Consider the following 14,979-nt stretch of genomic DNA (forward strand, 5'->3'; position numbering starts at 1 on the left):
ATTTTCCTAGGAGGAACACTAATGTCAAACAACAATAACAACAATAACAACAACAAAAACGCAAACACAAACAGCTCTTCAAAGAACTCAAGCAACAATAACTCAAACAACAACTCTTATTCTAACTCTTACTCAGACGTACAGAGCCAGAATAACAACTCCAACAAGAATTCTAACAAGAATTCTAATAAGAATTCAACAAGCAATACAACAAGCAACTCAACATCCAACAATAACTCTAAGAACATGAATTCTTATAACAACGGAAGCATCAACTACTAAGCAGGGGTACTTTTCTAAGAAGTACAGGACAAAAGTCAGTTTGGTACAAGGCTAAGGTCAATTTAGGACGTAGTAAAGTTCGGCTTTACTACGTCCTAAATTTATAGTAATATGATACATATAATTTACTGTGCAGCGGATGCATAAGCATTTAGAAGCTGTTAACTGCGCATATGGAGGCGTTCATGAATAGAATAGAATTAATAGCACCCTGCCATTTTGGCCTGGAGGCAGTACTAAAAAGGGAAATTCAGGACCTGGGGTACGAGATTTCACAGGTGGAAGACGGCAGGGTCACATTTTACGGGGATAAGGCTGCAATCTGCAGGGCGAATATTTTCTTACGCAGTGCGGAGAGGATATTACTGAAGGCAGGCTGCTTCAAGGCAGAGACCTTTGATGAGCTGTTTGAAAATACAAAGGTGATTCCATGGGAGGAATATATACCAAAGGACGGTAAGTTCTGGGTGGCGAAGGCAGCTTCTGTGAAGAGTAAGCTGTTCAGTCCGTCAGATATCCAGTCCATCATGAAAAAGGCGATGGTAGAGCGTATGAAGACGCACTATCATATGAAGTGGTTTGAAGAAAAAGGAGCATCTTATCCGGTCAGAGTATTTCTGATGAAGGATATGGTGACAGTCGGAATAGATACATCCGGCGTATCCCTTCATAAACGTGGATATCGCCAATTGGCGGGCAAGGCACCTATTACAGAGACGCTGGCGGCGGCTCTGATTATGCTGACCCCTTGGAACAGGGACCGCGTTCTTGTTGATCCATTCTGCGGCAGTGGGACATTTCCAATCGAGGCGGCTATGATGGCAGCTAAGATTGCGCCCGGTATGAATCGCTCCTTCCTGGCGGAGGAGTGGGGCAATGTGCTGTCCAGACAGGATTGGTATCATGCTGTAGATGAGGCGAATGACTTGATCGAGGATGATGTGGAGGTCGATATCCAGGGATATGATATTGATGCTGAGGTATTAAAAGCGGCGCGTCAGAATGCAGAGGAAGCCGGAGTCGGACATATGATCCACTTCCAACAGCGCGATGTGAGGGACTTGCGGCATCCGAAAAAATATGGATTTATCATCACGAATCCTCCTTATGGAGAGCGATTGGAAGAAAAGGCAGTCCTTCCCCAGTTGTATGGAGACTTTGGTGAGGCATTCCGCAGACTGGACAGTTGGTCAGCGTATATGATTACCAGTTATGAAGAGGCAGAACGGTATTTTGGAAGACAGGCAGATAAGAACAGGAAGATATATAATGGGATGATCAAGACCTATTTTTATCAATTCATGGGTCCAAGACCTCCAAAACCAAAGAAATAGAAGGTAGAGAGATGGAAAAGAGAATTATTTTTGCAACAGGGAATGAAAATAAGATGGTAGAGATTCGAATGATACTGGCTGATCTGGGAATTCCAATCTACTCCATGAAGGAAGCTGGCATAGAGATCGATATTGTGGAGGATGGCACCACGTTTGAGGAGAATGCCATAATTAAGGCTACGGCAATCGCAAAGCTGCTTCCAGAGGATATCATACTTGCAGATGATTCCGGTCTGGAAATCGATTATCTGGATAAAGCGCCGGGAATCTATTCAGCCAGGTTCGCCGGAGTGGATACATCATATGATATCAAGAATCAGATGCTTTTGGACAAGCTGGAGGGTGTACCGGATGAGAAGAGAACGGCACGTTTTGTTTGTGCCATTGCGGCGGCACTGCCGGATGGAACTGTTGAGACGGTCAGAGGGACCATTGAAGGCATCATAGGACATGAAATTATTGGAGAGCATGGGTTTGGATACGACCCTATCTTTTACGTACCAGAATACGGCTGTACGACAGCACAGATGGACCCTGACCAAAAGAATGAACTCAGCCACCGTGGAAATGCTCTGCGTGCAATGCGTAAAATTTTGGAAGCAAGGATGTAGGTCAAATGAAAGTATTGATTGTAAGTGATACACATGGGAACCATAAAAATCTGGATAAGATATTAGAGCTTGCAGGGGACATAGACATGTTTATCCACCTTGGGGATGTAGAAGGCGGAGAAGAGTATCTGGATGCGGTCATAGAGTGTGAAAAGCATATTGTGCGGGGGAACAATGATTTCTTTTCTGATCTCCCGCGGGAAGAGGAATTTAATATTGGGAAATACAGAGCATTCGTAACACATGGGCACAGTTATTATGTATCTCTTGACCCGGAATATATTCGGGAAGAGGGAAAGGCACGCTGTGCCGATATTGTGATGTTCGGTCATACCCATAAACCATATTTTGAAGAAAAAGAAGAGATGGTCCTTTTGAATCCTGGAAGTGTATCCTATCCGAGGCAGGAAGGAAGAAAAGGAAGCTATGTAATTATGGAGCTGGATGGGGAAGAAAAACCAAAATTCAAGCAATTTTATCTCGATTGAAGGTTCAATCTGCGACTTTTTTTTCGCCGAAAACAGCGTAAAATCAAGGGTTCCGAGGATTTTGCAAAAAAAATGTAAAAAAATTTAAAATTATTGTTGACATATTGGGAAGTGTAAGATATAATAATTCTTGCGTCACGGGTGAGCGTGATGAACAAAAGAACATCGGGGTGTGGCTCAGCTTGGCTAGAGCGCCTGGTTTGGGACCAGGAGGTCGCAGGTTCGAATCCTGTCACCCCGATAGTGCGGGTGTAGTTCAATGGTAGAACACCAGCCTTCCAAGCTGGATACGTGGGTTCGATTCCCATCACCCGCTTTCTTACAGCCTAAGTTGTAAGAAGCCGGAGCAAGGGGATAATTGCATAAGAGTCTGTAGCTCAGCTGGATAGAGCAACGGCCTTCTAAGCCGTAGGTCGAGGGTTCGAATCCCCCCAGGCTCGTTATGGTGGGTATGGTGCAGTTGGTTAGCGCGCCAGATTGTGGTTCTGGATATCATGGGTTCGAGTCCCATTACCCACCCTTTTATTTTTTATAGTACTGGCAAAGCGGTGTCAGATATAAGTCTTCGATGGGCTATCGCCAAGCGGTAAGGCACAGGACTTTGACTCCTGCATTCGCTGGTTCGAATCCAGCTAGCCCAGTTTACCTGGACAGGCCGGGTGGAAAATTCAATACGGGCGTGTAGCTCAGGTGGTAGAGCACTTGACTTTTAATCAAGTTGTCCGGGGTTCGAATCCCCGCACGCTCACTGAAAAGGTATCGCAAGCCTAGTGATTTCTAGGTGTTGCGGTTTTTTTATTTCATCAAATATAAATAGATTTCTGAACGTTCCATTTGAGTTTCAAAAATTGGTATCAAAAACTAAAAAAGATTTGACAAACTTCCTCAGATGTATTAAAATACAACATGTTCACATGCGGATGTGGCGGAATTGGCAGACGCGCTAGACTTAGGATCTAGTGTCCACGACGTGCAGGTTCAAGTCCTGTCATCCGCATCAGGAGTCGTAATCCTTTCAATAAAAGGGATTACGATTTTTTATTATATAGAAACGTTTGAAGAACGTTCCTATATAATAAAAACTATCCGGGCAGGATGCACGTTGCGGCGTAAGAGGCAGATGTCGCGATGCGACCGCCGCAGGCGCGAGTTTCCTAAGAGAAACTATTTGTTTTAAAGGTATAGGATATATTGAAATTCATGATATGAAAAAGATGTCCGGAGGGTCTTCCCTCCGGGCATCTTTTTTCTTAATGTGTCTTGCGGTATGCGAATTTGGGTACGCCATCTTCCATAGGAATAGTGACTTCTCCTTGAATCAGCGGTCTTGCATAAGCGATGAAATCTTCTCCAATATCGGTTCCATCCTTTGTGATCCACTGGGCAGGAACAGTTTTCTCCTGGTTGCAGACCTTGTTGACATCGGCTGTGACATAATCAATGGTGTAAGGAGCGCCTTTTACGCGTTTGAAGGCAATCATCTTGCCTGTCTCGCCTTCCAGGGCGCATTTCACACCATAGGCGCCGGATGCGATGGCTTCCTTCTGGTCCGTCTTTGAAAGCATAGAAGAGGAGCAGCGCTGGCATACGTTCAGCTCAATAGAACGTACCTTTACACCAATTCGTTCTTTTACCAGGTTCTCAAGGTATTTACCAGAGCCTGTCAGCATTTTGTGTCCAAATGCATCTACCCCGACATCGCTGGCGAGTTCACAAACGAAGGTTCCATTTTTGTCGTGGATTCCTTCGGAAATGCAGACAACCAGGTTCGGTGTACACTCCAGTGTTTCTTTTACCTTGTCAATGAAGGCATCCTGATCAAAGTTGGATTCAGGAAGGTAGATCAGTACGGGGTTGTCCCCTTCGAATTTACGGGCCAGAACACTGGCAGCAGCAAGCCATCCGGCATGTCTTCCCATAATTTCTACAATAGTGACAGATTTTTTATTGTCATAGACGGATGCATCGATTGCTATCTCACGGACGGTAGAAGCGATATATTTTGCTGCACTTCCGAATCCAGGAGTGTGATCAGTCTCAATTAGGTCGTTGTCTATTGTTTTTGGAATACCGATTACACGGATATCGCTGGAAATCTTCTGGGCATAACGGGACAGCTTGCTGACGGTATCCATAGAATCATTCCCGCCGATATAGAAAAAGTATCCGATGTTCAATGCTTGGAATTTCTCAAATAGCTGTGGATACACAGCATCTTCAAGGTCTTCCGGCAGCTTGTAGCGGCAGGAGCCCAGATAAGAGCCTGGGGTGTTCTTGATCAATTCTAATTCGCCGGAACGTTCCAGCGGTTCCATATCCATATAATAATCGGCAAGGAATCCTTCGATTCCGTTGATCATGCCATATACGGTGCCAAAAGAGTCCTCACGGTTCAGTGCCTCATATACAACACCATAAAGGCTGGCGTTGATTACGGCAGTAGGTCCGCCGGACTGTCCTACGATTACGTTTTTTTTCATTGTCATATTCCTCCCAAATGTTAGTGGCTTTAAAACTGTTTAAGATAACTATAAGGGATTAGGCATGATTTTACAATACGAAGAAAAGCTGATTTTCTTGAAAAGTGGTTGGAAATTTAACGAATGTGCAGTATAATTGCTTTATCTTGATAAAGGGGTGTAGAATAATGAAGTATATCTCATTTGCAATTCCATGCTACAATTCAGAGGCATATATGGAAAAGGCAATCCAGTCTATTTTGAAAGGCGGAGAGGATGTTGAGATTATTGTAGTCAACGATGGCTCAACTGATAAGACAAAGAAGATAGCGAAGCGGTATGCCGAACAGTATCCGACCATCGTGAAGGTGGTGAATAAGGAGAACGGCGGCCATGGTGATGCTGTTAATTCCGGGCTGTCACATGCTACGGGAAAGTATTTTAAGGTAGTCGACAGTGATGACTGGGTGGACGAGGAGGCTCTGATTAAGATATTAGATGCTGTGAAGGCGTTTGTACAGACGGATACTATGGTGGACATGATTGTGTCTAATTATGTTTATGAGAAGGTAGGGATGGAGCATAAGAAGGTCATCCATTACCGAAATGTACTGCCCCAGAATCAGATTTTCCATTGGGATGATATCGGACATTTTCGATTAGATCAGTATATTCTGATGCATTCTGTGATATATCGTACGGAGATGCTAAAGCTGTGCCAGTTGCGTCTGCCGAAGCATACATTTTATGTAGATAATATCTATGTATACTATCCACTGCCGCATGTGAGGACGATGTATTATATGGATGTGGATTTCTACAGATATTTCATTGGACGGGAAGACCAGTCAGTGAACGAAAAGGTGATGATCAGCAGGATCGACCAGCAGATATTCGTGACGAAGTGTATGATTGGAATGTATGAATTGCGAATGGTCTCCAGCAAGAAGCTTCGTAAGTATATGATTAATTATTTAGCAATCATGATGACCGTTTCTTCTATATTATGTATCAGATCCAAGAAAAAGGAGAACCTGGAGAAGAAGGCGGAGCTATGGCAGTATTTGAAGAAGAAGGATTATGGAGCTTATATGAAGATTCGTTATGGAATACTGGGACAGACAATCAACCTTCCCGGAAAGACCGGACGTAAGGTGTCCTCACTTGCCTACAGTGTAGCAAGACGCCTAATTGGATTTAATTAAAAAATAATGTATATTTTACCAGCCATTTTACATACTACTAATAAAAAAGGAGTGTGTATTATGGCTGTTAATTTTTCTGAGAGTAAAACAAAAGAGAATTTGATGAGGGCATTTGCCGGGGAGAGTCAGGCGAGAAATAGATATACGATCGCTGCGGAAAAGGCAAAAGATATGAAAATGCATACAATTGCCGAGATTTTTCTTTACACTGCGGAGCAGGAGCGGGCACATGCTGAACGTTTTTATGAGCTTCTGAAAGAATTTGCAGGGGAGACCATTTTTATTGATGGAGGATATCCGGTGGATCAGCAGGAATCTTTGGAGGAGCTTCTTCGTGCGGCGGAGCACAATGAGAAGGAAGAGTATGAGGATGTGTATCAGAAATTTGGAGATGTGGCAAAAGAGGAGGGACTTTTAGAAGCAGCATCTGCATTTTATCAGATAGCTGAGATTGAACATGTCCATCAGATGCGCTTTGGGGAAGTCGCTGAATTGCTGGAAAAGAATGAATATTTTGCGTGCAAAGAGGAAAGTAAATGGATCTGTACGAACTGCGGTTATATCCATGAGGGGAAACAGGCACCTAAGGTATGTCCGGTCTGCCGTCATGATCAGGGGTATTTCCTGCCGTATGCATTCGCAGAGTATAAAGGCGAGGACAGATAAATCCTAGCCGGAGGGAACTTCTCTGCAAAGAGTAAAGTTTAATCTATTAAGAAAGGGTGGAGCGTAATTAAAATGCGCTTTGCTGGCTGCGATTTGGAAGCATGTAGACAAGACTTGACTTAAAGGAGTGCTTTTATGAGTCAAAAGGTAGAAAATTTATTGAACCTTGCATTGGATGCTACAGAAGAGGAACGTGTGAAGTCATTGGAACTGGAGGTCGGGTTTAATCCGATTGACAGGGAGTGGGATCTGATCGTGAAGTACTCGGGTTCTTTGGACGCGGTCCGCGCATTGGCATCAAGTGTCACGGAGCTGTCCAATGAATATGCGGTAATTACAATTAGAGAATCTCTGATTGATACACTGGCGTTAATTCCGCAGATTGAATTTATCGAGAAGCCAAAGAGTCTATTTTTCCAAATAGCGAATGGAAAGAGAGTTTCCTGCATAGGTCCTGTGCAGCAAACTCCTTTTTCTTTGCGTGGAAATGGTGTATTGACAGCGGTAATTGACAGCGGCATAGATTATGCCAATTCAGATTTTCGTAATGCAGATGGAACGACTCGGATACGGACACTATGGGATCAGACGATTCAGGGGAATCCTCCTCAAGGATATCATATTGGAACAGAGTATACGAGGGAACAGATCAACGAGGCGCTTAGGCAGACGAATATAAGAGAACGGGAACAGATCGTTCCAAGCAGGGATACTTCGGGACACGGTACGGGTGTTGCAGGAATCGCAGCAGGGAATGGACTGGGAAGCCCTGGAGGCCAGTATGCAGGTGTTGCCCCGGAGAGCGAGCTTCTGGTGGTAAAATTGGGCAGTCCGAGGCAGGATGGCTTTCCCAGGACTACGGAGCTGATGCAGGGAGTGGATTATGCGATTAGAAAAGGTCTGGAATACCAGATGCCGGTGGCGGTCAATATCAGCTTTGGTAATACATATGGCTCTCATGATGGGACTTCTCTGTTGGAACGTTTCCTGGATGACATATCTAATTATTGGAAAAGCGTCATATGTGTTGGGAGCGGAAACGAGGGAACCAGTGCAGGACATACATCCGGCATTCTTGAAGAGAATGTGGAGGAAGAAGTACAATTGGGGGTCCAAATGAATGAACCGACCGTAAATGTACAGATTTGGAAGGATTATGTGGATCAGGTGGATATCTCTATTGTGAGTCCGTCAGGGGTGCGGGTGGGGCCGATACAGGAAATACTGGGACCGCAGAGATTTGTGTTGGGAGGAACTAAGATTCTTCTATATTATGGAGAGCCAAGTCCATTTAGTGTAAAACAGGAAATTTTTCTTGATTTTCTGCCTCGCAGATCTTATATAGACAGCGGTATTTGGAAAATTGTTCTGACACCTCGTCGAATCGTTACAGGGAATTATCAGATGTGGCTGCCCAGTCAGAGTGCGCTGAATGTGGGGACTGCGTTTGCATTTCCTGTGAGCACCAGGACGTTGACGATTCCGTCTACGGCTCCCAGAGTTGTTACGGTGGGGGCTTATGATGCTCTGACGTTTGGGTATGCAGATTTCTCAGGACGAGGGCCAGCAGGAGCCTATGAAGGTATCACAGAGGCCAAACCGGACCTGGCGGCTCCGGGGGTCAGGGTGACTACTACGGTGCCGGGTGGAGGATATAGAGAGTTCAGCGGGACATCATTCGCGACGCCTTTTGTGACTGGAAGTGCGGCACTTTTGATGGAGTGGGGAATTGTAAGAGGGAACGATCCTTATTTGTATGGGGAGAAGGTGAAGGCTTATTTGAGAAGAGGGGCCAGGGAACTACCGGGGTTTACACAGTGGCCGAATAACCAACTGGGGTGGGGGGCGCTCTGTGTAAGGGATTCTCTGCCAGAATAATAACGGATATGGCGGCAGCAAAAGGGAGGTATGTGAAAAAAGTTAGCCCCTCCAATTGTTAGAGTTCTAGGTCTAACAATTGGAGGGGCTTCGAATAGTTTTTGAGAGAATTTTTTTGTGAACTTGAAAAATCTTTCTTTATACACCTGTCACATAATAGATGACACTGAGTATCTCTTTTCTTAATTTTTCCGTTTCAAGCTCTGGATGCTGGCACTTTTTCAACATCTTATATTCACAGTAGGTCACGGTGATTTCATTGATCATGACCAGATTATCCTGTGTGACCAGATTATCTTCATCGACAATCGTCTTGAGCAGGTTCAAGCTTCTCTCAAAGAGGTCCTTTCCAAAATACATCTTTTCAATCTCGTCGGAAAACTGGTCACGTTCCTCAGGGAAGAGATTGTAATACATCGTCATGATGTCATGCAAATTATCGCTGCGTTTCCCAAAGAAAAAGTTATAAAATATACAAGGCTGCTGAAGAATGGTATCAATAAAGAGCTCCCATATCGTAATAAAATTTTCGGTCGGGGGCAGGTTCTTCTGGCTCTGTAATTCCAGGTTATGACTGTATTCCTGGAAATACTTCATCGATGCGAGCATGATGAGCTGGTCCAGGTCTTCAAAATACAAGTATATAGTGGAATTATGAAATCCAGCTCTATCGGCGATCTTTCGGATAGAAACCTTGGAAAGACCTCCCTCTTCTATGATCTCCAGGGTGGCATTGATAAAGCTGCGATAATTGTTCAGCTTCTGCTGTTCTTTATCTTGAATATCTAACTGTTGTTCCACGGTAAAAGTCTCCTTATTGTAAACTGTTGTTAGGGATTCCAATGGACGAGCTGTCCATTTTATGAGATTTTTATATGATAATCCTTTCTGTATAGGCTGGATCATAAAAAGCTCTAAATACTAATGTAACACATTCTGGAGCTTTATAAAAGCTCAAATGCGAAAAGTAGCGGGGAGATTCTGCAAAATAGCTATTGAATTTAGAAGAACCTAAGTGAATGATGCAGGAGGCAGGCGAAATAGGGCAGCGATGGGGAAAGATTTTAGAACAATTTTTACATAGACCTAAGAAATGAGTAGTAGATATTTAAGAACCATACTTATAGATAAAATAAATAAATTTATAATATCTATAAATTGCTTGACAATAAGCGCGCTTATTGGTAATATATTTGTAGAATATCACATATAAGCGCGCTTATTAAAAATAAAATATGTGAAATTGAACAAAAACACATATAGACATTGTCTATACGTATAACCAGTACAGGAGGTAAGATATGAGATTAGAAATTGGTAATTTCTATGTTAAGGATATCGTCTTTGGTGATGAATTATCCTTTCAGAACGGTATTCTGACCGTGAACAAGCAGGCAGCCCTGGACTACATCAAAGAGGACGAACGTATTACTGAGGCTGAATTGTATATTGCAAAGCCGGGCGACAAGATTCGTATGTGCCCTGTGAAAGAAGCAATCGAACCAAGGGTAAGACCGGATGGCAGAGGCGTATTCCCTGGATATACAAGCGACCTGGTTCCGGCAGGAGAGGGTACGACTTATGCTCTCAAGAACTGCAGTGTTCTTGTAGTCGGAAGACATTGGGGCGGATTCCAGGACGGAGTCATCGATATGAGCGGAGAAGGACAGAAGTATACCCTGTTCGGACAATTGAATAATATCGTACTGGTTGCTGACACCAATGAGACTTTTGAACAGCGCGAGCAGCAGAAAAAGAACGATGCTTTAAGACGAGCAGGACATAAGCTTGCGGAGTACATTGCTGCATGTGTAAAGGAACTGACACCGGAAGACACCGAGGTCTACGAACTGGATTCTATGATTAAACGCGCCAAAGATACAGAGAAGCTGCCATCTGTCGTTTACGTGATGCAGCCGCAGTCCCAGATGGAAGAGATGGGATATAATGACCTGGTTTATGGATGGGATATGAACCATATGGTGCCGACTGTGATGCATCCAAACGAGGTGCTGGATGGCGCGGTCGTATCAGGAAGCTTTATGCCGGTATCCTCCAAGTGGTCTACATATGATTTCCAGAACTGTCCGAATATTAAGGCATTGTATAACGAACATGGCAAGACAATCAATTTCCTCGGTATTATCATGTCTAACCTCAATGTTGCATTAGAGCAGAAGGAGCGCTCCGCTTTATTCGTGGCACAGATCGCCAAGAGCCTGGGTGCTGATGGAGCTGTCGTAGCAGAAGAAGGATACGGCAACCCGGATGCAGACTTTGTTGGATGTATCGTTGCACTGGAAGATGCAGGCGTGAAGACCATCGGTGTGACCAATGAATGTACAGGACGTGATGGACAGTCACAGCCGCTCGTGACCCTGGATGAAAAGTGTGATGCGATTGTTTCCTGTGGAAATGTATCCGAACTGATTGAGCTTCCGCCTATGGAAACAGTGCTTGGAGAACTGCAGGCATTGGCACGTGACGGTCTGTCAGGAGGATGGGCTGATGACGAGATTCTTGGACCTTCAGTCAGAGAAAACGGCTCTATAATTATGGAGAACAATTCCATGTTCTGCGGCGACCAGGTAGCAGGATGGTCTCCGAAGACAATGAAAGAATTTTAGGAGGTGGCAAGATGAAAAAGGCGATTTTATATATTAATCAGTTTTTTGGACAGATCGGCGGAGAAGAACAGGCCGGTATAGAACCCCAGATTCACGAAGGTCTTGTAGGACCAGCAATGGAGTATGCGAAGAATCTGGATGCAGAGATTACTCATACAGTAATCTGCGGAGATAACTACATGGGAACGAATACCGAGAAAGCAGTCGAGACGATTCTGGGCATGCTGGAAGGAAAAGAGATGGATATCTTTTTAGCAGGACCAGCCTTTCAGGCCGGACGCTATGGTGTTGCATGCGGAACCATCTGTAAAGCGGTAAAGGAAAGATTCGGTGTCCCGGTCGTGACTTCTATGAATGTAGAGAATCCGGGAGTTGAGATGTTCAAGAAGGAGATGTACATTCTGAAAGGCGGTAATATCGCTGCCAAGATGAGAAAGGATGTAAAAGCCGTCGTAGACATTGCGAATAAGATTCTTAATGGTGAGGAAATCGGAAGCGCTGATGAAGAGGGGTATTTCCCTAGAGGAATCAGACGTCAGGTATGGCGCAAGGATGGAAAACCAGCTTCCGAGCGTATGGTAGAGATGCTTGTGAAGAAGCTCAACGGCGAGCCGTTCGAGACAGAACTGCCGATGCCGAAGCTGGACCGCGTACCGATCGCACCGGCTGTAAAGGATCTGACAAAGGCAAGGATCGCATTGGTTACAACAGGCGGTATCGTGCCAGTAGATAATCCCGACCATATCCAGTCTGCATCCGCTACAAGATGGGGAAGATATGATATCTCCAGCATGGATGCATTAAAGGGTGGGGAGTTCAAGACGATTCATGCCGGATTTGACCCTGCAGCAGCAGATGCAGATCCGAATGTCATCACACCGATCGATGCGTTGAAGGTATTAGAGAAGGAAGGGGTATATGGAAGCCTCCATCCATACTTCTATTCAACTGTTGGTACAGGTACAACAGAGGCAGAAGCAAGCAGAATGGCAAAGGAAATGATTCCGTACTTCCAGGAGGACAATGTGGATGCGGTTATCATGGTCTCCACGTGAGGCACCTGTACTCGTTGCGGTGCAACGATGGTGAAAGAAATTGAAAGAGCCGGATTCCCGATCGTTCAGATGTGTAATCTGATTCCTGTCGCGAAAACAGTCGGTTCCAACAGAATTGTTCCAACTATCTCTATTCCATATCCATTGGGTGATCCTGGAACTTCTAAAGAGGATCAGTGGAAGCTTCGTTACCACAGAACGAAGGTCGCTCTTGAGAGTCTTGCTACAGATATTCAAGAACAGACAGTGTTCCGCGTATAATACGCGGACACCGTCCAAATCTCAGGAGGGAGATCGGATATGGAGAAAAAGAAAATCGGCAATAGTGTGTTTTACATTTCATTGACCCTGATCGCCATTATGGCAGTCTGGTCAGTGGCATTTAATGAAAGCTTTACGGCAGTATCAAATGCAGCGTTTCATTTCCTTACTACAGACTTCGGCTGGCTGTATCTGATTGCCATGATAGTATTCCTTGTATTTGTCGTTTATGTTGCTTTTGGTAAATACGGGAAGATCCGTCTGGGCGGGGATGATTCCAGACCAGAATACAGCAACCTCACATGGTTCGGCCTTCTGTTCGGCTGTGGCATGGGTGTTGGACTCGTGTTCTGGGGAGTTGCAGAACCCCTGACCCACTATTTAAATCCACAGGGCGTGGAGGCCGCTACACCAGAAGCTGCAGATTTTGCGATGAAGTCATTCTTCATGCATTGGGGCATCCTGCCTTGGGCGAACTACGCAGTCATCGGACTTGCGCTTGCTTATTTCATGTTCCGCAAGAATAAAAAGGGACTGGTAAGCAGTATCTTAGAGCCTCTGATCGGAGAAAAGCTGGCAAATGGCTGGCTCGGCAAGTTGGTTGATATCCTTGCTGTCTTCGCGACGGTAGCCGGTGTTGTTACCTCACTTGGCCTGGGGACTTTACAGATCAATGCAGGAATGAAGCATCTGTTCGGAATCCCGACAACACTGTTAGTACAGATCATCATCATTGTGGTTGTTTCTGTCCTGTATATTGGTTCTGCGGTATCCGGTATTGAGAAGGGAATTAAAATAATCTCTGATACGAACCTGTATGTGGCAATTGGACTGATGGCCGTGTGTTTTCTTGTGGGACCGAAGATGGAGGTGCTGAACAGCTTTGTAAATGGACTGGGACAGTACATCGGTGATTTTATTCCGGATGCACTTGGAATCAGTACTTATGGGGACAATAGCTGGCTGGGAAGCTGGCGTCTGTTCTATTGGGCATGGTTCATTGCATGGGCACCATTTGTAGGTGTGTTCATCGCACGCATTTCCAAAGGCCGAACCATCCGTGAATTTATCATGGGCGTGGTATTGGTTCCGGCACTTGCATCCTGTATCTGGGGAGCAGTTTTTGGAAACCTGGGCATCAACCTTGGAGAAAAAGGAATCGTAGCAATCGAGAAGCTTCAGGAGGTCGTAGGGACACCGGAGGTCGGGTTGTTCATGGTACTACAGGAATATCCGCTTGGATTCCTTTTGTCGATCGTGGCGATCATCTCCCTGTGTGCATTCTTCATTACATCAGCGAACTCTGGTGTATATGTATTGTCTATGCTGACTACAGATGGGGATATCAATCCGCCGAATAACAAAAAGATATTATGGGGAATCATTCAGTCCGTAATGGCTGTTGGACTTTTAATGGCCGGTGGATTAAAGCCCCTGCAGACCATATCGCTGGCTGCCGCGTTCCCGTTCATCTTTATTATGTTCGCGGCATGTGCGGCATTTATCAAAGCGATAAGAAAAGAAAAAGTGTAGTAGTTTCTGATGTTTCGATGCGATGTATGAGAAGCACGCAGGAAATGTATGATAAAAAAGTATAATTGAAAAGAAAGGAGAAAAGATAATTATGGCTATTTTAGAAGGTAAAAAAGCAATTATTATCGGAGACCGTGATGGAATTCCAGGGCCGGCTATCGCAGAATGTGTAAAAACTGCCGGCGCAGAGATCGTATTTTCATCAACGGAGTGCTTTGTCTGAACAAGCGCAGGCGCAATGGACTTAGAGAATCAGAAGAGGGTAAAAGAATTTGCTGACGAATATGGTGCAGAGAACTTAGTAGTAGTTCTTGGTGCAGCAGAGGGTGAGGCTGCAGGTCTTGCAGCAGAAACAGTAACAGCAGGTGACCCGACTTTTGCAGGTCCATTGACAGGAGTCCAGCTTGGACTTCAGGTATATCACGTTTGTGAACCAGAGATGAAAGAAGAATTTGACGAGGCTGTTTATGACGAACAGATTAGTATGATGGAAATGGTACTCGATGTAGACGATATTATCAGTGAAATGTCATCGATCAGAGAGCAGTTCTGCAAGTTTTAAGTGTAGTGTTGACAAGGT

General features: G+C 44.7%; 12 protein-coding genes and 7 tRNA genes. 17 read left to right on the forward strand and 2 right to left on the reverse strand.

Going from position 1 to position 14,979, the window contains the following annotated elements:
- Window positions 1–467 precede the first annotated feature (467 nt).
- From HGO97_RS01425 to HGO97_RS01470, 10 genes are all read left to right on the forward strand, one after another.
- A complete protein-coding gene (locus HGO97_RS01425) occupies window positions 468–1,616 on the forward strand; it encodes a THUMP domain-containing class I SAM-dependent RNA methyltransferase (RefSeq protein WP_216238690.1) in 1,149 nt (382 codons plus the stop codon).
- Between the two features lie 11 nt (window positions 1,617–1,627).
- A complete protein-coding gene (locus HGO97_RS01430; protein ID WP_216238692.1) occupies window positions 1,628–2,227 on the forward strand; it encodes an XTP/dITP diphosphatase in 600 nt (199 codons plus the stop codon).
- A gap of 5 nt (window positions 2,228–2,232) precedes the next feature.
- On the forward strand, window positions 2,233–2,715 hold the full coding sequence (locus tag HGO97_RS01435; RefSeq protein ID WP_216238694.1) for a metallophosphoesterase family protein: 483 nt from the start codon (window positions 2,233–2,235) through the stop codon (window positions 2,713–2,715).
- Between the two features lie 166 nt (window positions 2,716–2,881).
- Window positions 2,882–2,956: transfer RNA gene (locus HGO97_RS01440), tRNA-Pro, on the forward strand.
- Between the two features lie 4 nt (window positions 2,957–2,960).
- Window positions 2,961–3,031: transfer RNA gene (locus HGO97_RS01445), tRNA-Gly, on the forward strand.
- A gap of 50 nt (window positions 3,032–3,081) precedes the next feature.
- A tRNA-Arg gene (locus HGO97_RS01450) sits at window positions 3,082–3,155 on the forward strand.
- 5 nt (window positions 3,156–3,160) lie between these two features.
- Window positions 3,161–3,234 (forward strand) — tRNA-His (locus HGO97_RS01455).
- Window positions 3,235–3,284: 50 nt separating this feature from the next.
- Window positions 3,285–3,356, forward strand: a tRNA-Gln gene (locus HGO97_RS01460).
- A 34-nt stretch (window positions 3,357–3,390) separates the two neighbouring features.
- Window positions 3,391–3,463, forward strand: a tRNA-Lys gene (locus tag HGO97_RS01465).
- 168 nt (window positions 3,464–3,631) lie between these two features.
- A tRNA-Leu gene (locus HGO97_RS01470) sits at window positions 3,632–3,712 on the forward strand.
- 253 nt (window positions 3,713–3,965) lie between these two features.
- Here the strand turns inward: HGO97_RS01470 and HGO97_RS01475 are convergent.
- Window positions 3,966–5,195, reverse strand: a complete 1,230-nt coding sequence (locus tag HGO97_RS01475) for a 6-phosphofructokinase (protein ID WP_216238696.1) — start codon at window positions 5,193–5,195, stop codon at window positions 3,966–3,968.
- A gap of 167 nt (window positions 5,196–5,362) precedes the next feature.
- Here HGO97_RS01475 and HGO97_RS01480 point away from each other — a divergent pair, with 167 nt between their 5' ends.
- The 3 genes from HGO97_RS01480 to HGO97_RS01490 all read left to right on the forward strand — a co-directional run bounded on the left by HGO97_RS01480 (window position 5,363) and on the right by HGO97_RS01490 (window position 8,923).
- Window positions 5,363–6,379, forward strand: coding sequence for a glycosyltransferase family 2 protein (locus tag HGO97_RS01480; protein WP_168866805.1), 1,017 nt, complete (start codon window positions 5,363–5,365; stop codon window positions 6,377–6,379).
- A 60-nt stretch (window positions 6,380–6,439) separates the two neighbouring features.
- Complete coding sequence (gene rbr / locus HGO97_RS01485) at window positions 6,440–7,045, forward strand: rubrerythrin (protein WP_216238698.1); 606 nt, start codon at window positions 6,440–6,442, stop codon at window positions 7,043–7,045.
- A 135-nt stretch (window positions 7,046–7,180) separates the two neighbouring features.
- Window positions 7,181–8,923: a S8 family peptidase gene (locus tag HGO97_RS01490; protein ID WP_216238699.1), complete on the forward strand. Its 1,743-nt coding sequence runs from the start codon at window positions 7,181–7,183 to the stop codon at window positions 8,921–8,923.
- A 138-nt stretch (window positions 8,924–9,061) separates the two neighbouring features.
- Here the strand turns inward: HGO97_RS01490 and HGO97_RS01495 are convergent, their stop codons facing one another.
- Window positions 9,062–9,724, reverse strand: a complete 663-nt coding sequence (locus HGO97_RS01495) for a TetR/AcrR family transcriptional regulator (RefSeq protein ID WP_216238701.1) — start codon at window positions 9,722–9,724, stop codon at window positions 9,062–9,064.
- Window positions 9,725–10,224: 500 nt separating this feature from the next.
- Here HGO97_RS01495 and HGO97_RS01500 point away from each other — a divergent pair, with 500 nt between their 5' ends.
- The 4 genes from HGO97_RS01500 (at window position 10,225) to grdA (ending at window position 14,961) form a co-directional block, all read left to right on the forward strand.
- Complete coding sequence (locus HGO97_RS01500; protein WP_216238703.1) at window positions 10,225–11,550, forward strand: glycine/sarcosine/betaine reductase component B subunit; 1,326 nt, start codon at window positions 10,225–10,227, stop codon at window positions 11,548–11,550.
- A gap of 11 nt (window positions 11,551–11,561) precedes the next feature.
- Window positions 11,562–12,866, forward strand: a complete 1,305-nt coding sequence (gene grdH, locus HGO97_RS01505) for a betaine reductase selenoprotein B (RefSeq protein ID WP_216238705.1) — start codon at window positions 11,562–11,564, stop codon at window positions 12,864–12,866.
- A gap of 39 nt (window positions 12,867–12,905) precedes the next feature.
- Window positions 12,906–14,399: a BCCT family transporter gene (locus HGO97_RS01510; protein WP_216238706.1), complete on the forward strand. Its 1,494-nt coding sequence runs from the start codon at window positions 12,906–12,908 to the stop codon at window positions 14,397–14,399.
- 91 nt (window positions 14,400–14,490) lie between these two features.
- Window positions 14,491–14,961 (forward strand): glycine/sarcosine/betaine reductase complex selenoprotein A, encoded by a 471-nt coding sequence (gene grdA, locus HGO97_RS01515; RefSeq protein ID WP_216238709.1) that lies wholly within the window; start codon window positions 14,491–14,493, stop codon window positions 14,959–14,961.
- Window positions 14,962–14,979: the final 18 nt, after the last annotated feature.

Origin of the sequence: Faecalicatena faecalis, from assembly GCF_012524165.2 — a bacterium.
Classification (GTDB): Bacteria; Bacillota; Clostridia; order Lachnospirales; family Lachnospiraceae; genus Faecalicatena_A; species Faecalicatena_A faecalis.